Below are 19,974 nucleotides of genomic sequence, written 5' to 3' on the forward strand. Positions count from 1 at the left end.
TCTTTTTTTTTACCTTTCAAGAAAATTATGAGCATGGCCATACGGGAACCTTTCAATCTCACCAAATGGGTTGAGGAAAATAGGGAGGTGCTTAAACCTCCTGTTGGAAACAAAAACCTTTATAAGGAGGCCGGTGATTATATTGTAATGATTGTTGCTGGACCTAATGCCCGCAAAGACTATCACTATAACGAAACTGAGGAGTTGTTTTATCAATTGGAAGGAAATATAGAAATCCATATTCAGGAAGATGGACAAAAGAAAACTATGAAGCTTGGTCCTGGTGATATGTATTTGCATCCTGCCAAGGTACCACACTCTCCAGTACGACATGAAGGCTCTATTGGGCTGGTTGTGGAAAGAAAACGGGACCACATGAAGGTTGATGATGGGCTAATGTGGTTTTGTGATAACTGTAACCATAAGCTTTACGAAGCCTATTTTACATTGCACGATATTGAAAAGGACTTTTTGGGACACTTCAAGCACTTTTATGGTTCCAAAGACTTAAGAACCTGTAAAAACTGCGGTACCGTTATGCCCGTTGACAAACGCTTTATTGCACAAGATTAAAAAGTATGTTGATAGTTGCTAAGATCATTACTGCATTTGTAGCCCTGCTACATATCTATTTTTTATGGCTCGAAATGTTCGCGTGGACGACAAGAGCGAAAAAGGTGTTTAGAAATTTTCCTGAACACCTTTTTGAAGAAACCAAAACACTTGCCGCCAATCAGGGACTGTACAATGGATTTTTGGCAGCAGGGTTACTGTGGTCGCTGTTTATTTCGGATGCACTTTGGCAATTCAATGTGGCCTTGTTCTTTCTTACTTGTGTTCTTGTGGCAGGAATTTATGGTGCCATTTCAGCTTCCAAAAAAATATTTGTAGTTCAAGGGATTCCTGCCTTGCTGGGTGTTCTGTTTTGGTTGGCTTCACATTATATTTGATTTCTTTCCTCGAAAATTCCTGTTCTTCGTAGATTTGTGAAAATCTAACAATAACCCCGTAAAAAGTTATAAAATGGCAATTGCTACACTTTCTTTTGGCATGGAAGAGGCCCTAAAACAATTGGGATTACATGAAATCAATCCTGGCACCTCAACTGGCAACAAATCGTATGGTTCTGGTGAGCTAATTGAATCCTTTTCTCCGGTTGACGGACAATCCATAGGGAAGGTCACCGTAACCACAAGGGAAGAATATGAAAAGGTAATGCAAACTGCTACTGAAGCTTTTCGGCATTGGAGAAAGATGCCGGCTCCGCAACGGGGAGAGATAGTCCGACAGTTTGGGGAAAAGCTTAGAACTTTAAAAGAGCCGCTGGGCAAGTTGGTCTCCTATGAAATGGGAAAATCATATCAAGAAGGTTTGGGAGAAGTGCAGGAAATGATTGATATCTGCGATTTTGCTGTTGGACTTTCCAGACAACTTCATGGTCTCACCATGCATTCAGAAAGGCCAGGGCATCGTATGTATGAACAGTATCACCCCTTGGGTATCGTCGGAATTATTTCTGCATTCAACTTTCCCGTCGCCGTTTGGTCCTGGAATACAGCTTTGGCATGGGTTTGTGGTGATGTTTGTGTTTGGAAGCCATCAGAAAAAACTCCACTTTGCGGAATAGCTTGCCAAAATATAATCGCTCAGGTCTTGAAAGAAAACAATTTACCTGAAGGTATTTCCTGTCTTATCAACGGGAATTATACCGTTGGCGAATTTATGTCCCAAGACAAGAGAATTCCATTGGTTTCCGCGACAGGATCTACGAGAATGGGGAAAATTGTGGCTCAAACGGTAGCGGCTCGATTGGGAAAATCGCTTTTGGAACTCGGGGGAAACAATGCTATAATTGTTACACCGGATGCGGACATCAAAATGACCGTTATTGGAGCGGTGTTTGGTGCCGTGGGTACCGCAGGACAACGTTGCACCTCAACCCGCCGACTTATTATTCATGAATCCATTTATGACAAAGTGAAAACCGCCTTAGTGGATGCCTACCAACAACTGCGAATTGGGAATCCGCTGGATGAGAATAATCATGTGGGGCCATTAATTGATGTGGGTGCCGTAGACATGTATCGTTCTGCCCTTGAAAAAGTAAAAAAAGAAGGTGGCAAAATTATCGTGGAAGGTGGAGTGCTATCTGGAGAAGGATACGAAAGCGGTTGCTACGTAAAACCTGCTATAGTAGAAGCAGAGAATTCATTTCATATCGTTCAGGAAGAAACCTTTGCCCCCATATTATACCTTCTAAAATATTCCGGTGACGTTGAAAATGCCATAGAACTACAAAATGGAGTGGTCCAAGGGCTTTCTTCGGCCATAATGACCAACAATCTAAGGGAAGCAGAGCGGTTTTTGTCAGTTGCTGGAAGTGATTGCGGAATTGCGAATGTAAATATTGGAACTTCCGGGGCAGAAATCGGAGGGGCTTTTGGAGGTGAAAAAGAAACGGGAGGAGGTCGCGAAAGTGGTTCGGATGCTTGGAAGGTCTATATGCGTCGACAAACCAATACCATCAATTATACTGCGGAACTACCGTTGGCACAGGGAATACAATTTGATTTATAAAAATCAAAACCGCCAATTTTCGAAGAATGCAAAACTGACGGCCTTAAAACCAACTTAACTAACTCAAACTTAAATTAAACCCTATTTCAATGCCGGAGCTTTGTCGGGAGAAATAGGGTCCCTTACCTAATATATGTTCGAATTTCTTACTATTTATCAGTTTGGTCAACCGCTAGCGTACCAATGGTTAGAAAAACTGTATAATTGGTATTTCTAATGGACTTCAATAAAAACTGAATCAATGAGCTTTAAAGAATCAGCTCAGTTTCTTCCTTTTTCGCCAGGATAAAGCGTATGGACTGGGTCACTTTGCCAAAACTCTTTGGTTTCCACATCCATTGCAGTCAAACAGCCCATAAAGGCTGCACCTGTGTCGATGTTCCAAACATTAGCTCGATTTTGGGGAAGCACAACTTTAGTTTTTGAAATAGGGGTGTGTCCAATAAAGACCTCCATATAGTGTTTTAGTCTTTTAGGGAAGTCCTCATGACTAAAATCCAAATCGGGGTTAATCGCCTTGGCCAACTCCCATAGAGTTCTATCCCAATAAAAAAGCTGGTCAAAATATTCATATTCCACTCCTTTCAAATTAGTAAATCCTGCGTGAAGATATAGTCGGTTATCCGTATCCAAAAAATAGTTTTCCAAACTTGCATAAAATTCCAAATGCCTATCCCAAACTGCCCTATTTGCCCTTAAATACGAATCACGAGTAGCTGCACCGCCATGAGCGAGCCATTGCGGGTTTTCTTTTCTGGAAAGCATCCAGTCTCTGCAAAGTTCATCATGATTACCCCGAATAAAAGTGCATGTATATTGGGTTTTCAGCGCAATAAGAAAGTCAACTGTTTCAAAGGCAGTGCTCCATGCATCCACGTAATCTCCTAAAAAAATAAGATGGTCTTCTGAATTTACATCGGCTCTGTCCAAAAGCTGTTCAAGAGCCCGAACTCCAGAATGGACATCTCCAATAACCAACTTTCGCATAATCAAAATTTTCGCAAGTATACGCAACAATTAGTGATTCGTTTCAAAACATGCTTTAAGAATAGTTTATGGATTTTGTGCTCTGTTATTTTGTAAACCATCTAATCGGATAAGCCGCCTTCTGAGCTCAGAAAAGTTTTTTCTGAGCTATTCAGTTCAACCCTTTTCTTCTTGCTTGTATTCCTACAAAAGATTAGCCCACTTATTCCTTTCTTTTTTTAACAAATTATTATATATTGTAAGGCATTACTTGCCAAACTGTGCTAATAAAGAATGAAGTAAAATTGATTCTTATTTGGTCACGACGTGTAATGTTTACTAACATAAACCTCACGAAAATGAAAAAAAACTACATTTCTTTTAATCCTTATTGGGATTCCATCTACTCAACAATGAAATTTTCTCCACCATTTCTTTGTTGACCTTTTGTTTTCTCTGAAAAGCAAAAAAGAGTTTCACTTAAAAATTTTATTAGTAATACATAACCTCACGAAAATGAAAAAAAACTACTCTGAGTGTAGTAGCTTTTTTGGTCTTCTTGACTTAAAAAGTAAATACACTTCTCTAATTTTTATGTTATTGTTCTTGGCGGCGATTCCCATATCAACCGCTCAAGAAATGCAGCGAGCTCCAGGAGAAATCGTTGTATGTCCAGCAAAATATGAGGACCAATTCTCTAGAATGGGTATGGGCCAAATGGCATTGAAAAATGCGCTAAAGAAAGCCAGCCATCAACAAAAAAAGCGGCGACTGCTGAATTGCTCATAACCTTTGGGCCGGGAGCCGAAGGAAACGCTGCCGTTCAGGAGGCCTTTCAATTTGCCTTGGAAATTTGGTCGGAAGAAATCGTTTCTCCCGTTCCAATTAGAATTTTTGCTGATTTTGCCGACTTAGGTGCCGGAGTACTGGCATCTGCAGGACCGACAACTTTGATCAGCAATTTTCCCGGAGCTCCACAAACCGATGTATTCTATCCTGTAGCGCTGGCAAATTCCCTCGCTGGCGAGGACTTGGCACCGGATTTGGAATTCGACTTGGTTGTTAACATTGGTAACGGAATACCCTGGTATTTTGGCACAGATGGTAATACCCCTCCAGGACAATTTGATTTTGTCACAGTTGCCTTACATGAAGCTGGCCACGGTCTAGGATTTGTAGACGGTGGTAATGTGAATGGCGCCGGAGTTGGAAGCATTAACAATGGCGGAAATCCTTTTGTTTTTGACACCTTTATAGTGGATAGCGGAGAAAACTCTGTTTTGGACATTCCAAATCCATCAGAAGAACTAGGAAATTTTCTTACAAGTGGGGATGTCTTTGTCAACGGCCAATTTGCAGTAGCAGCATTGGGCGGTACCTTGCCGGAACTCTTTGCCCCCAATCCTTTTCAAGGAGGGTCGAGTATCGCGCATTGGGATGAGGCTACATTCCCTGCGGGGGATCCTAACTCATTAATGTCGCCCCAAGTAGGTACCTCGGAATCCAATTTCGATATTGGAGATATTACCAGAGGTCATTTCAGGGATATGGGCTGGGTGCTCGCGGAGCAAGCTCCGTTTAACATTACACCAAGCATATTCAATGTTGAATTGAATATAGAGGAAACCGCTTCCCAAGAAGTTACAATTACAAACACATCCGAAGGTACGATTAACGTTACCTCTTTCCCAGCACCAGGTTCGCAAATAGTGCGAGGTGCAACCCCACAAGACTTTTCATTGGGTGTGGGAGAATCCACTACGGTAACCATAAACTTAAGCACCGAAGGAGTACTTGCGGGTCTCTCTCAAGAGAGCATCATATTTGCCGCTGAAGGTTTTGAGGTGACCGATGATGTTACTTTTAACTTCAGAGTTCTGGATGGTACCGAAGCACCAATTATTGTGGTCAATCCCGAGTCTTTTAATGAAACCATTGAGCAATTCATGGTGGAAACAAGAGATTTGGTTATTAATAACCCCGGCAATGATGACCTAAGCTTTACCATTTCCGTAGGTGATAATGCTTTGCCCAATTTTACAAGTAGGGTGAGTTCTACTTATAAAAGCATTCAAACCAACGGTGTTACAAAGCAAAAAGTTGCCAGTACAGCTAAATCGAATTCCCTAGCAACATTATTAACTGCTAATGGAACAATCAATAAAATTGTTTCCAGTCTATTTGCGGAAGACTTTGAAGGTCTTCTCCCTGGTGATATAAATGGTCAGGGCGGATGGTTCGGCAGGTTTGAAAACAATTGGAGTGTATCCACGGCCAATGCATTTGAGGGCACGCAACACCTAAGAGCTGTTTCTGATGGTTTAGGCGGAACTAGGCCCGCAGCTCCGCTAGCGCTATCCCCAACTTTTAATACAGGCGGAGAGCCCTTTTCTGTAATGTCTGCCCAAGTGAGTCTGGAAGGAAGTGGAGTAAGTTGGGAAATCATTCCTCAAAATACGGTCCAAGGTTCAGTGGTTACTCGTTTACGTTTCAATGGAGATGGTACGATTGATATCCTTGATGGAGGCATTGGCGGATTCGTTCCTGTAAATGTTCCTGTTCCTGAGGGCTATTTTGAAGTTCGGATAGTTATAGATAGAGATACTTCCGGTCTAAGGGTATTCTTTGATGGAGAATTGGTTTATTCCGGAGCCGGTTTCGCCAATTCAATTGATAACGTAGCCCTTTTATCAGATATGGCCGTAACAGGTTCCTCTATGGATATTGACAATTTGGATGTAACCGATGGAGATGCTGAGGCCTTTTTCCTATCCGTTGCTCCTATTTCAGGAGTTGTCCCTTTTGGTGAATCCCTAACCGCCCAAGTCACTTTTGATGGAAGGCTTTTAGAGCCAGGAGTGGTTAACGCGGTTATTACCATAGATAGCAATGATCCTGATACTCCTTCTTTGGATATTCCAGTTACTTTAACTGTAGTTGCACCTCCTAGTATTAGTATTGACCCAGAAAGCATAAGCGCAGCGGTCAACGTTGAAACGGATATCCCTCCAGTTGCCAATTCTTCCTTTACTATTACAAATAGCGGAGAAAGTAATCTAGAATTTACTACCTCTCTGGGCCCAACTACGTTTACAGCTCCAGATACCTCAGCTGAGGAGGAATTGCTAAAACAATTGGACCGAACCAAATACGGTTTGGGAAGCAGTTTTAGTGGTACAGTAAAAGCGGCGGGAAGTCCTGGCTATCAAAAAGTGAAGCTGGACAAAAGCATTCTTTCCAACGTCACCGCCGTAACGGATTCTATTTTTTACGATTCCGGTGTTGAATTCCCAGGTGATTTTGTGGGTCTTGGAGCCGGCGCTCCGGGAATTAGTTTGGCGATGCAATTTGATGTTGTAAATCAGGACTTTGCCCTAACAGCGATTCGAAATGCCTACCGAACGGAAGGTTTGTCAAACGTTGCTGTATTGCTGCAGGTTTTCACTGGCGGCCCATCTCCTGCAGAAGGCGAACTGCTTTTGGAGCAAATCGTTACGGGAGATAGTCCTGACGGAACCGTCGCATTGGAAGTTCTTAATACTCCTTTACAGTTTGACGTGGGAGAATCCTTTTGGGTGGTTCATTCCTATCCGGAGGGTATTAGCTTTCCTCAAGGTGTAGATACCAATATTGAGACTACCAGACCGAATACCTATGCCTTTAGTTCAAATGGAGGAGTCACATATACTAATTTGGATGGTTTTGCATTCCTTACCCGAGCCTTATCAGACGGTTCAGGAGCATTTATAGAATTGTCTCCTCGAACCGGAACTGTTGGTCCAGGGGAATCTTTGGAGGTAAGTGTAAGTTTTGATGGGTCTAACCTTCCAAATGGTCTTCACGAAACTGATATTCTTGTGGAAAGCAACGACCCAATAAATCCAACTTTGGCCGTTGCAACGGATTTTGAAGTTTCAGGCCAAACCTCTGGAATTGAAGTTTCCGAACAGCTATTGTTGTTTAATGATGTGTTTGTTGGTGCCTCTGCCGAGCGCACTTTAACCATTACCAATACGGGCATTGACAATCTCAATATTTCCAGTATCACATCTGACAATCCAGACTTTACGGTTTCACCAGATACCGCAGTTATTGAAGCTGAGGATAGTTTGGAGGTAACCGTAACCTTTGCTCCTTCAGAAATCGGTTCAAGTAATGGCATTCTCTCCATAGCTAGCAATGCAAGTAACTCCGCAACAGTGGATGTGGTATTGAATGGTGTTGGTGTAGATGCTCCTTTTGCAATACTCCCTGAGCAAGTTTCGGAGACTGTTGCCGAAGGTAAGACTTTGGAAACTACAATTACTTTGACAAATGACGGAGACTCTCCGTTGATCTTCTCATTCCCTGAATTCACAGTTGCGGCTGCTTTAGCTGACCCTAACATTCCGATGCAAGTGGCAGAAGTTCTAACGTTTGAGAATTTCTCCACCATTCAGGAAAAAGGATTCAACGATACCCGAGTTGGAGCCCCCACCGAATTGAGCATGGGAACAGATTTAGGGTCTGGATATACTTGGATAGATAGTAACGAACCAGGTGGCCCGGTAAACAATTTCTTTGATATTACCTCCTTTGGATTTGAACTTACCGACTTCTTAATTGATGGTGCAGGGTTTGGTGATGGAACAGTGAGTTTGAATTTACCTTTTGCATTCGAATTCTATGGTGTAGAATATCAGCAATTGTTTGTTAACGCCAATGGTTTTCTATCCTTTCAGCTACCAACTGGGTTCACGTTTTTAAATGGTCAAATACCAGTTGATGACGGAATCAATAACATCATAGCGCCTTTATGGGTAGACCTAGAACCGCAAGACGGTGGTTCTGTTCATATTGCTGCATTCCTTGATGCGGTAATTGTCCAATGGACCAATTCCCCAGCGTTTGGAGGAACAGGAACAGTTACTTTCCAAGTAATCCTTTTTGATGATGGCACAATCGATGTGTACTACAATGATGTGTCCTCTTCAAATTTCTCCAACTTTTCAACTGTTGGAATAGAGAATGCGGATGCAACCGACGGAGCTCAAGTTGCTTTTAATACACCTTATGTAACAGATGGGCTTGCTTTACGTTTCATTGCACCTGATTTTCTACTTACACCGTTCATTCAGAATGTATCTCCGGTTTCAGGAGTTGTACCCGCCAACGGGGAAACAACACTTACGGTTTCTTTGGACGCTACGGACTTAGAACCAGGGGTCTTCTTTGACGAGTTAAGGGTTTCCAGCAATTCCCCAGATATGAGCAGAAGTACTTCCCTCTTTGAATTAACTGTAGAAGAAGGTCCAAGAGTTACTGGATTTACTTTAATTAATGCCAACACCGGTGAACCTATTGGGCCTTTGGAAAATGGTGACATTATAGACCTTGCCACCTTCCCTAGTAATATTGGCTTTAATGTTGAAGCTAGTGTTGGTGAAGTGGCTATCGGAAGTGTGATTTTTGACTTAAATGAGGTTAACAATTTTCAAACTGAGAATTTGGTACCTTATCGAATTGCAGGGGATAACGGATCTTTGACATTTGATTTAGGGATAAATACGATTACGGCCACCCCATTTACAGAAAGCAGGGGAGGTGGAGACTCTGGTTTAGCCCAGACCGTTAATTTTGAAGTAATCCGTTCATTAAGTTCTATTTCCTATGTTTTGATAAATTCCAGCACTGGAGAGGTTATAGGAAGTTTGGAAGATGGAGATGTAATTAATCTTGAAGATTATCCGGCTGGAACTGAATTTAATATTGAGGCAACTGTAGACGAAGGTCTTAATGAAGGTATTGATGTCGGAAGTATCATATTTGACTTTAACGGTCAAAATGGTTTCCAGACCGAGAATTTGGTCCCTTACCGAATTGCTGGTGATGATGGAGGACTAGTGCTTCCTATTCGAGTCAACACCTTGACGGCAAATGCCTTTCTCGAATCAAATGGAGGAGGAGATATTTTTGCCACTAGTAGCATTTCTTTTGAAGTAATTGGCCCAACCCCTGATATTGAATTTACTTTGATTAATGCCAATGACCTTTCTGAAATTGGTCCTTTGGAAGAAGGAGATCAGATTGATCTCGCAAACTTCCCAATTGGTACCCTATTCAACATTGAGGCTACAGTCGGTGGAGAAATAAACGTGGGAAGTATTGTTTTTGATTTAAATGATGTTAACGGTTTTCAAACCGAGAATTTGCTACCCTATCGAATTGCGGGTGATTTCGGAGGTATTGAACTTCCATTAGGAGCTAATTCCCTTACCTCTAGAGTATACTCTGAAAGTAGAGGAAGAGGGTCGGTTTTGGCTTCTAAAACCATAACTTTTGAAATTGTGGATACGACGCCCGCTGCCAATATATCAGATATTCGAGTTTATCCTAACGCCACATCTGATATTGTTAATGTAGGTTTTAGGCCCGGTTCTAATACAAGTGCCAAATTAAGCGGTGCTGTCTTCAATATGTTCGGACAACTAGTCCGTTCTAATTTGGTTTTTGATTTTAATACCTCCAACACGCAATCATTTAGTATTGCCACTCTTCCTCAAGGAATTTATATTCTTGAATTTAGGGATGAGAAAGGTAATACGGTCGCGCAAAAGAAGCTTATAAGACGATAAATCACTGTATATACTTAAAAAGGGCGGCCAGTGAATGGCCGCCCTTTTATTTTTCAGATAACCCTAGCGCATAGACCCCAAAATATATCCTGCCTTAATTTTAATGTCGTTGGACACGAAATTTTGGACTAGAGATTTTTTTCTCCTTATTTTAGGCAAACTAAACGTCCGCATCGAATATGAAGAAAGTATTCTGCGTTGGGGAACTCCTTATTGATTTTGTTGCTGAAAATCAGGGGAACGACCTTTCAAAAGCCATAAATTTCACAAAAAAAGCTGGTGGAGCCCCCGCCAATGTTGCATGCGCCATCGCCAAACTTGGGGGAAAGGGTGTCTTTGTGGGTAGTGTAGGCCAAGACCCTTTCGGTACTTTTCTGCTGGATACCCTTAAAACGGAAGGTGTTGATATTTCGATGGCTCAAACTTGCAGTACGTTTACAACCTTGGCGTTTGTTTCGTTAGCCGAAGATGGTGAACGCGATTTTGTGTTTAGTCGCGGAGCAGATCGTGAACTGGTTTATGATTCTGCTTTGAGAAAAGACTTTTCTGGTAACATGCTCCATTTAGGGGCAGCAACGGCGCTTTTAGGAGGTCCTTTGGAAAATGCATATGGCAAATACTTGTTTGATGCGCTTACCCGGGAAATGTTTATCAGTTTTGACCCAAATTTTAGGGGGGATTTATGGAAAGGTAACGAGCAGCAATTCATAAAAAAATGTATGCCTTTTATTGAAAAATCCCATCTCTGTAAGTTCAGCAAAGAGGAAGCCTTATTACTTTCCAATACAAATAATATCCAAGATGCCTGTGATGTTTTGCATGAGGTTGGGACGAAAATCATTACCATAACCTTAGGAAAGGAAGGCACTTTAGTGAGTTACCCCACCAAAAGGGAAATTGTACCCAGCATTACCGTTAAGGCCATTGATACAACCGGAGCTGGTGACGCATTTATTGGATGTCTCTTGTATCAAATCTCACATTTGGATAAATACGAGCAGGTTTTCAATGATGTTTCTTTGCTGGTTAGTATGGTTGAAAAAGCAAATAAGGCTGGTGCTATCACGACTACCAAATATGGGGCAATACCGGCATTGCCATCCAAATCCCAATTGGAAAACTAATGAATCAGGCTTCATTACATCGACTATTGTCTTCAAAATCGGAAGATCAATCTCCAGAATCCTTTTTTCAACTAAGGATGGCAACCAACCTTAGTTTAATTCAAAATTTATTTTTTTCCTTATATCCCGAAGAAAAGCATGCCTCCTCGTTTGAACACTTGATGGTGCTTTTACCCAAATTATATGAAACCAGACCAGAAGAGTTAAAACTTCAAGATATGGAACGCGTTTCTTCTGGCAATTGGTATCAATCTGAGCAAATGGTGGGAATGCAGATGTATGTGGAGCATTTCAACAAGGATTTAAACGGACTACTGGAAAAACTACCCTACCTCAAGGATTTTGGGGTCAACTTTTTGCATTTAATGCCGATTACCACGCGGCCTTCTGGTGAAAACGATGGTGGATATGCGGTAAATAGTTATCACAAAGTTGACGAACGCTACGGAAGTCAGAAAGACCTACTGAATCTGACCAAAAAGTTAAGAAAGGAAGGTATGTACTTGATGTTGGATTTTGTGGTCAACCATACTTCCAATGAATTTCCTTGGGCCAAAAAAGCGAAAAAAGGTGAAAAAAAGTATCAGGACTTTTATTATACATATCCTGATGAAACAATCCCCAAGGAATTTGAGAAAACTCTACCAGAAGTGTTTCCAGAAACATCACCAGGAAACTATACCTACATCCCCGAAATGAAACGATGGGTAATGACCGTTTTTAATTCCTACCAATGGGACCTGAACTATACCAATCCCGAAGTATTCTTGGAAATGCTTGAGCAATTGGTCAAACTCAGCAACCTTGGGGTGGATGTTATTCGGTTCGATGCTTTGGCTTTCTTGTGGAAAAAGATGGGAACCATTTCGCAAAACCTTGCTGAAGCGCACATGCTTGTTAGTTTGTTCAGGATGTGTTTGCAAGTGGTAGCTCCTGGCACAATTTTCTTGGCTGAGGCTATTGTGGCTCCTAAGGAAATTGTAAAATATTTTGGTGAAGGCATTCATTATGGAAATGAATGTGAGATTGCCTACAACGCCTCTCTAATGGCGTTGCTCTGGAATTCGATAGCTACCAAAAAAACCATTTTGCTATATAAAAGCTTGGAAAATGTTCCTGACAAACCCAAGGATGGTACTTGGCTAAATTACATCCGGTGCCACGATGATATTGGATTGGGTTATGAAAATCAATTTATAGAAGAAATTGGTTGGAATCCAGGTCAACATCGAAAGTTTCTTTTGGACTATTATTGTCAGCGTTTGGACTGGTCTCCGGCCAAAGGCCTATTGTTCATGTACAATCCAAAAACGGATGATGGAAGAATAACTGGAAGTGCCGCCTCTTTACTTGGACTGGAAAAGGCTATTGAGGAAAACAATGATACCCTCATTAATGCGTCAGTTTCCAAAGTGATTCTCCTACATGGTATTGTATTGGCTTTTGGCGGAATTCCAATGTTCTATGCTGGAGATGAGATAGGTACCATAAACGATTATTCCTTCCTTGAAAAGGATGATAAAAAAGGAGATAGTCGTTGGGTTAACCGACCTTACCAAGATTGGGGAACCATTGAAAAGCTATCAAAAAAGAAACTGCCCCAATCCAAAATCTTCCACACTTTAAAAAGAATGGTACAGATACGAAAAGAGTCACCGGTTTTCGCAGACAAGGTCCAACCTGCACTATATCATACAGGAAATCATCACATTTTTGCTTTTGAGCGCACTGATGCTAGCAGTCAAGGATTATTGGTCCTATGTAATTTCGATGAGAACTCCCAAGTAGTGGATACTTCTTGGATCATGAAACTTGGCTATTTCGCCAAAGGAGAACCCAAGGATTTGGTATCCAACAAAAAAGTGTCTCTGCAAAGTGGTCTCTTGCAATTGGACCCATATCAAATTCTTTGGTTGAAGAGGGCTTAACTGTATTTTACCTTGCGCAGAACACGCAAGGACTCTTTAAGGGACTGATATATTTTATCATCCGTTTTTTTAAGTAAAGGTCTTGCCTTTTCCATCTGCTCCCTTGCTTCTTCAAAACCATTTAGATAACATATTAGATAGGTCGCCGGAAGATGTTTCAAATCGTTTTTTTCACTCTTGTTCAATGCAATCTGCTTGTCCAGTTTCATCATGATTGAATTGTTGGAGTTCAACACATGATGCAATGTTTTTTTATCATACTGTGGTGGCTCAAAAACCAACTCACTATTAATGGAATATTTACCATTTTCAGAGAATGTAATTTCCATTTTTTCAAGTGGATAGTATTTCTGTTGAACTCCCAATCCTAACTGCACATATTCTAGGGTTGAAAACGAATCTTCGTTGTATTCAATAGTAATCTCATCCAAGGCAGAATAGAATAATTTTACCTGCTCATTAATAAGCTCAATATCGACCCGTGAAAAATAGATTTGATTTTTAACCCTTTTCGCATTACCAGCCCAACAGACCACAAACTGTTCTTTGAAAACTTTATAGTGACTGCTTAAATCGGCATGGCGCATATTCATAAAGCTCATTACCGCATCCAAGGTTAATTCGATATTATTTCTTGCATGCTGTTCAATAGTTGCCACTGCTGCTGAATTGATATCCTTCAACTCAATATCAAATGCTTTGGGTAGACTAATACTGCCTTCCCTAAAGAAGACGGCCCCACCATAATATTTCCAAATATTTTTTCTAAGGGCACATACCTTTCCATTTGATTTTATGGTCACCAATCCAACCACTTTACCATCCGGAAGATGTGGAAAAGGAATGTTTTCATAAGAAATTAAAGGGGGATTATCCAAATAAGCATTCACCAAGTTTTGAATTCTACTGTCATCAAAAAAATCAACTCCAACAATTTCATTATCCTCATCCTCTACGCCAATTACAATGAATGAGTTGTTTTTGGGATTGCTGTTGGCAAGCGCACAAACATGTTTCAAAAATTTGGCCTTGCCTTCTTTTTCACCTATGGAAATGAATCGCTTTTTGTCATAAAAACTGTTCTCGTCATTATGAGCCAAGAGGTTCTTTACCAAGAGGCGTTTATTAATCATAGCACTTTCTTCACTATGGTGCTGCTGGCTTGGGCAGTGGGCATAACAACCAAATCGGCAATGTTTACATGAGGTGGGCGGGTAATAGCAAAATGAATCAATTCCGCGATATCCTCAGGAAGTAAAGGCTGATATCCTTGATATACTTTATCCGCTCGAGCATCATCCCCTTTAAATCGTACTTGACTAAATTCAGTTTGCACCAATCCTGGATTTATCGCTCCAACACGAATTCCATAGGCATTTAAATCGATACGCATACCCTGATTGATGGCGTCCACGGCATGCTTGCTAGCACAATACACATTCCCATTGGGATATACTTCCTTCCCTGCTGTAGAACCAATGTTGATAATATGTCCGGACTTTCGTTCAACCATTCCTGGAAGTACTGCCTTGGATACGTAAAGAAGTCCCTTTACGTTGATATCCAACATTGCGTCCCAATCATCTATGTCACCTTGATCAATAGGGTCGAGACCATGGGCATTCCCAGCATTATTTATCAGGACATCAATCTTTGAAAAGGTTTCCGGCAAGGATTCAATGGCAGAAATCACCATATCACGATCTCTTACATCAAAATTTAGTGTATGAACTGGTATTTTTGATTCTAAATCTTTTTGAATTTCTTCCAAACGTTCTTCTCTACGTCCGCAAAGAATCAGCTTAAGTTCATGCTGTGCCAACAAATTGGCAGTTGCTCTTCCTATACCACTAGTGGCTCCAGTAATTAAGACCGTTTTCATTTTTGTTGTAGTTCATGTTTACAAAGTCACCATCTGAACCCCCCAGAGGTAATCAGGGAACCCGAAAAGAGAATAGTGATTTTTAATGCAATTTCTTTTTAATCGAGATTAGGTTAAAGTATAAAAATAAACCCTTAAATACTTCCCAAAACTAGGGGTTTAGCGTTTTTTTTAACCATTAATTAACAGCCGCTTTTTAAATTAATTTTCATTTTGCACTGCTTAGAAAAATCACTATCATTAACCTTTTGGGATAAAAATTTTGTATGGAAGAAAACACTACTATTGATATTAGTGCTGTGAATGAAAAAATTACACATGAAAGTGCTTTTATTGATTTGCTCACCTCTGAAATGAATAAGGCCATTGTAGGTCAAAAACATATGGTAGAGCGACTGCTAATTGGCCTTCTGGGACAAGGTCATATTCTTTTAGAAGGGGTTCCTGGTCTTGCCAAAACCTTGGCTATCAATACTCTGGCAAAAGCAGTTAAAGGAAGTTTTAGCAGGATTCAGTTTACGCCGGATTTGCTTCCTGCGGATGTTGTAGGAACCTTGATCTACAACATGAAGGAAAATGATTTCTCCATTAAAAAAGGCCCCATATTCGCCAATTTTGTTTTGGCAGATGAAATCAACAGGGCTCCAGCAAAAGTGCAATCCGCACTTTTGGAAGCAATGCAGGAAAAGCAGGTGACTATTGGCGATGAGACTTTCAAATTAGATGCGCCTTTTCTTGTGATGGCCACACAAAACCCGGTTGAACAAGAAGGGACATACCCTTTGCCTGAAGCCCAGGTGGACCGTTTCATGCTTAAAACGGTTATTGACTATCCAAAGCTAAACGAGGAGCAACTTATCATACGTCAAAATTTGAGAAGTGTTGCCTCTGAACCTGTTAATCCTGTGGTTAGCTTAAAGCAAATTTTAAGTGCCCAGCAAACCGTCCGAGAAGTATATATGGACGAAAAAATTGAGAAATATATCCTGGATTTAATTTTCGCTACACGATATCCAGAAAAATACAACCTAGACCAATTAAAACCCCTAATCAGCTTTGGAGCTTCTCCTAGGGGAAGTATTAATTTGGCAAATGCTTCCAAATGTTACGCATTTATTAAAAGAAGAGGATATGTTGTTCCTGAAGATGTTAGAGCCGTTGTTCATGATGTGCTGCGACATCGAATTGGAATAACCTATGAGGCAGAAGCGGAAAATGTGACATCTGAAGAAATTATCAATAAGATAGTCAACGAAGTCGAAGTACCTTAACCCAATGTGTAATTAACGATGGCCAATCAACCCAAGTAGGAACCTTGGACCAAATTGAACATTGTAAGGTTGTTAATTGAACACATGGATACAAAAGAACTACTTAAGAAAGTACGGAAAATAGAGATAAAAACCAGACGTCTCTCTGACCACATCTTTGGTGGGGAATACCATTCTACCTTTAAAGGTAGGGGTATGACCTTCAGTGAAGTTCGACAGTATCAATTTGGGGATGATGTTAGAAGTATAGATTGGAACGTAACCGCTCGCTACAATGAACCTTTTGTAAAAGTATTTGAAGAGGAACGGGAACTCACCATGATGTTGATGGTTGATGTGAGTGGCTCAGAACTATTTGGAACAACCAAGCAGTTCAAAAAAGAAGTTATTACTGAAATATCAGCTACTCTAGCTTTCTCCGCCCTACAGAATAATGATAAGGTTGGTCTTATTCTTTTCTCCAATGAGGTGGAACTTTTTATTCCGCCAAAAAAAGGGAAAAGCCATGTCTTGCGAATTATAAGGGAACTTTTGGAATTTACTCCAAAAAGCAGCGAGACCAATATCACCGAAGCCTTTAAATTTTTGACCAATGTGATGAAAAAGAAAGCCATCGTATTCTTGCTTTCGGACTTCATTGCGGATGATTATGATACCACCCTTCGTATTGTGGGCAATAAGCACGATGTGACCGGTATTCGGGTCTATGACGAAAAAGAGGAGTCTATGCCCAATCTTGGAATGGTACAAATGCAAGATGCAGAAACGGGCTTACTGGAATTGGTAAACACCCGTTCTAAGAAAGTGCGAAATGCCTATGGGCAATTTCACAGGAATAAAGTAGAATACTTTTCAGATTCCTTTGCTAAATCAGGTAGTGGGGTTATCCATTGCAGGGTTGATGAAAGTTATGTGAAAAAACTGCTGGGGTATTTTAAGAGAAGAGGATAATGATGTTGAAAACCTACATATCAGGAATGGAAAAGAGTACATTACAACTCTTGATAGCAATTGTCTTTGCTATTTTGCCAATTCTGGTCTTCTCCCAAAACGACTCCAAAGTTTCTTCGAAAATAGATACTACCTCTATAAAAATCGGGGAGCAAATACAATACACCATCACAGTAGAAACGGATTCTACTAACCTTGTTCATTTTCCGGAAGGACAGACTTTTTCACCATTGGAAACGGTTGAAGCTTTGCTTACAGATACCATAAAGGAAAACAACAGAGTTAAACTTCAGCGTATTTATGCGCTTACGCAGTTTGACAGTGGCTCTTATACCATTCCTCCGCAGCGAATTGCCATAAACGAACAACCTTTTTTCACCGATTCTTTTCAAATTAAGGTAGCTGATGTGGTTGTAGATACCAGTAAACAAAAAATGTACGATATCAAACCGCTTATTCAGGTGGACCGAAGCTATGCAAAGCTTTGGTGGACCATATTATTTGTGGTTTTGGCCCTTTTGATAGTTGGTGGGTTAGTGTATTGGTTCTTTCTACGAAAAAAACCCTTGACCGAGGAAGAAAAAGAGGCCTTGCTTCCTCCTTATGATAGGGCACTTTTAGAACTAAAAAGACTAGAAAATTCTAGATACCTCATCCAAGATGAGTACAAAAAATACTATTCTGAACTGACAGACATTGTCCGTTCTTATCTGGAAGAAGATGCAAATGTCAGTGCTTTGGAAAGCACTACAGATGAGCTAATTGACAAGTTGGAACTCCTGAAGGATGCAGGAGAACTGGAATTGGGTGATGACACAATCAGACAATTTCAAAAAATATTACAAACTGCGGATTTGGTGAAGTTTGCGCGTTCCAAACCCTCTACTTCAGTAGCAGAACAAGACCGTAAATTGGTTGAGGAAATTGTGGTCAAAACACACGATGCCCTTCCTGAGCCTACAGAAGAAGAACTCCTTTTGAACGAGGAATATTTAGAAGAATTAGCGAAAAAGAAGCAGCGCAAACGGATTTATTGGGCTGCAGCCATTTTCGTAGGCTTACTAATTGTGGGGAGCACATTTTCCCTAATTTTCTTTGGGGTAAAGGAGGTAAGAGACACCGTTTTTGGCTATCCAACCAAGGAATTGCTCGAAGGAGAGTGGGTGTCCAGTTCTTACGGGTATCCACCCATTGAATTGGAAACTCCAGATGTATTGATTCGAAAAGAGGCAGAATTACCTCCAGAGGCACAAGAATTGGTAAAAGAGCTTCAACTTTTTACCTACGGAAGCTATGTAGGGCTATTTGGTATTGGCAGCAGCTCTGTCACCTACAAAGAACAGACCGAACCTAATTTTGATGCGGCCATAGCAGGTACCTTGTCCACTTTCGAAAGCCTTGGGGTAAAAAACATAATCACAAAGCAAGAAGAATTCACAACAAAGTCTGGGGTTCGGGGACTAAAAACTTATGGGTCTGGCAATTATAAAAATCCATTAAACAACGAATCGAAAAAAGCCAAATATAATATCCTATCCTTTGGTGGTAAAGGCTTTATGCAACAGGTCATTATTACTTGGGAAGATGGTGATGAATATGCGGAACAGATTGTTGATCGCATATTGAGCACTTTGGATGTAAAAACACAAGCGTAAGGAATGTTTGAGAATGTAGAATTTGCGAATCCACAATTTTTCTGGTTGCTTCTCCTGCTTCCCCTGGCCATCCTATGGTATATTTTGACCAGAAAACAGGAGGTTGCCTCCTTGCGAATTTCTAGCATCAAGGGTTTTACCATAAAAAGCATCGCTTCCAAACTACGGCCCTTGTTATTTGCCCTTCGGCTTTTGGCCCTTGCCGCAATAATTACTGCCCTTGCACGTCCACAGACCGAAGATATATCTACGAGAACCAAAACCACAAAGGGGATTGATATTGTCATGGCCATTGATGTATCCTCCAGTATGTTGGCCAAGGATTTAAAACCGGACCGTCTCACTGCCCTCAAGTTGGTTGCGGCAGATTTTATACGAAAAAGACCTAACGACCGCATTGGATTGGTGGCTTATGCAGCTGAAAGTTATACCAAAACGCCCATCACAAGTGATAAAGCCATTGTTTTAAATGCACTGAGAGAAATAAAGCATGGAGAACTTGAAGATGGTACTGCCATTGGGATGGGATTGGCTACCTCTGTCAATCGCCTAAAGGAAAGTAAAGCCATCAGCAAGGTTATTATTTTGCTGACAGATGGCGTAAACAATTCTGGTTTTATTGAGCCCTCGACTGCCTCGGATTTGGCTGTAGAATATGGCATTAAAACCTATACTATCGGTTTAGGAACTAACGGAAACGCCCTTACCCCGATAACCTATAACCGGGATGGCTCTTTTCGATTCGGTATGCGTCAAGTGAAAATTGATGAAAAACTCCTAAAAGAAATAGCTACAGTCACCGGCGGAAAATATTTTAGGGCAACCGATAATGAGAAACTGGAGGAGATTTATGATGAAATCAACAAACTTGAAAAAACAGAAATAGAAGAGTTCAAATATTATAAATACGACGAAAAATTTAGGCCCCTTGTTCTTCTGGCAGGAGTTTTGCTCTTACTGGAATGGGGGCTTCGTAATTCCATATTCAAAAGCTTTATCTGAGGTT

Annotated in this window: 14 protein-coding genes; 11 read left to right on the forward strand and 3 right to left on the reverse strand. The window is 40.8% G+C overall.

Annotated elements, in window-relative coordinates; all coding sequences use genetic code 11:
• Window positions 1–33: 33 nt before the first annotated feature.
• The 3 genes from ACSLUF_RS16910 to amaB all read left to right on the forward strand — a co-directional run bounded on the left by ACSLUF_RS16910 (window position 34) and on the right by amaB (window position 2,577).
• Window positions 34–573, forward strand: coding sequence for a 3-hydroxyanthranilate 3,4-dioxygenase (locus ACSLUF_RS16910; RefSeq protein ID WP_435623843.1), 540 nt, complete (start codon window positions 34–36; stop codon window positions 571–573).
• 5 nt (window positions 574–578) lie between these two features.
• Window positions 579–950 (forward strand): DUF1304 domain-containing protein, encoded by a 372-nt coding sequence (locus ACSLUF_RS16915; protein ID WP_435623844.1) that lies wholly within the window; start codon window positions 579–581, stop codon window positions 948–950.
• Between the two features lie 73 nt (window positions 951–1,023).
• Window positions 1,024–2,577, forward strand: coding sequence for an L-piperidine-6-carboxylate dehydrogenase (gene amaB / locus ACSLUF_RS16920; RefSeq protein ID WP_435623845.1), 1,554 nt, complete (start codon window positions 1,024–1,026; stop codon window positions 2,575–2,577).
• A 261-nt stretch (window positions 2,578–2,838) separates the two neighbouring features.
• Here the strand turns inward: amaB and ACSLUF_RS16925 are convergent, their stop codons facing one another.
• Entirely contained in the window at window positions 2,839–3,564 is a 726-nt protein-coding gene (locus ACSLUF_RS16925) for a metallophosphoesterase (protein WP_435623846.1), read from the reverse strand.
• A 495-nt stretch (window positions 3,565–4,059) separates the two neighbouring features.
• Between ACSLUF_RS16925 and ACSLUF_RS16930 the strand changes: the two genes are divergently transcribed.
• From ACSLUF_RS16930 to ACSLUF_RS16945, 4 genes are all read left to right on the forward strand, one after another.
• Window positions 4,060–4,332: a hypothetical protein gene (locus tag ACSLUF_RS16930; RefSeq protein ID WP_435623847.1), complete on the forward strand. Its 273-nt coding sequence runs from the start codon at window positions 4,060–4,062 to the stop codon at window positions 4,330–4,332.
• A complete protein-coding gene (locus ACSLUF_RS16935) occupies window positions 4,323–10,157 on the forward strand; it encodes an Ig-like domain-containing protein (RefSeq protein ID WP_435623848.1) in 5,835 nt (1,944 codons plus the stop codon). Before ACSLUF_RS16930 ends, ACSLUF_RS16935 begins: the two co-directional genes overlap by 10 nt.
• Window positions 10,158–10,336: 179 nt before the next feature.
• On the forward strand, window positions 10,337–11,281 hold the full coding sequence (locus ACSLUF_RS16940) for a carbohydrate kinase family protein (RefSeq protein ID WP_435623849.1): 945 nt from the start codon (window positions 10,337–10,339) through the stop codon (window positions 11,279–11,281).
• Window positions 11,281–13,209, forward strand: a complete 1,929-nt coding sequence (locus ACSLUF_RS16945) for an amylosucrase (protein WP_435623850.1) — start codon at window positions 11,281–11,283, stop codon at window positions 13,207–13,209. The genes ACSLUF_RS16940 and ACSLUF_RS16945 overlap by 1 nt, the downstream gene beginning before the upstream one ends.
• Here ACSLUF_RS16945 and ACSLUF_RS16950 read toward each other — a convergent pair.
• Together ACSLUF_RS16950 and ACSLUF_RS16955 are read right to left on the reverse strand one after the other, a co-directional pair.
• Window positions 13,206–14,342, reverse strand: coding sequence for an ATP-binding protein (locus ACSLUF_RS16950; protein ID WP_435623851.1), 1,137 nt, complete (start codon window positions 14,340–14,342; stop codon window positions 13,206–13,208). The two genes, ACSLUF_RS16945 and ACSLUF_RS16950, sit on opposite strands and share 4 nt — an antisense overlap.
• Window positions 14,339–15,091, reverse strand: coding sequence for an SDR family NAD(P)-dependent oxidoreductase (locus tag ACSLUF_RS16955; RefSeq protein WP_435623852.1), 753 nt, complete (start codon window positions 15,089–15,091; stop codon window positions 14,339–14,341). The genes ACSLUF_RS16950 and ACSLUF_RS16955 overlap by 4 nt, the downstream gene beginning before the upstream one ends.
• Before the next feature lie 266 nt (window positions 15,092–15,357).
• On the opposite strand from ACSLUF_RS16955, the gene ACSLUF_RS16960 reads away from it, so the two are divergent.
• The 4 genes from ACSLUF_RS16960 to ACSLUF_RS16975 all read left to right on the forward strand — a co-directional run bounded on the left by ACSLUF_RS16960 (window position 15,358) and on the right by ACSLUF_RS16975 (window position 19,970).
• Entirely contained in the window at window positions 15,358–16,362 is a 1,005-nt protein-coding gene (locus ACSLUF_RS16960; protein ID WP_435623853.1) for an AAA family ATPase, read from the forward strand.
• A gap of 84 nt (window positions 16,363–16,446) precedes the next feature.
• Window positions 16,447–17,313: a DUF58 domain-containing protein gene (locus tag ACSLUF_RS16965; protein WP_435623854.1), complete on the forward strand. Its 867-nt coding sequence runs from the start codon at window positions 16,447–16,449 to the stop codon at window positions 17,311–17,313.
• Window positions 17,314–17,339: 26 nt separating this feature from the next.
• Window positions 17,340–18,968 (forward strand): BatD family protein, encoded by a 1,629-nt coding sequence (locus ACSLUF_RS16970; protein WP_435623855.1) that lies wholly within the window; start codon window positions 17,340–17,342, stop codon window positions 18,966–18,968.
• A gap of 3 nt (window positions 18,969–18,971) precedes the next feature.
• A complete protein-coding gene (locus tag ACSLUF_RS16975) occupies window positions 18,972–19,970 on the forward strand; it encodes a vWA domain-containing protein (protein WP_435623856.1) in 999 nt (332 codons plus the stop codon).
• The last annotated feature ends 4 nt before the right edge of the window (window positions 19,971–19,974 follow it).

The sequence above is a fragment of the Flagellimonas sp. genome (assembly GCF_965601775.1).
GTDB lineage: Bacteria > Bacteroidota > Bacteroidia > Flavobacteriales > Flavobacteriaceae > Flagellimonas.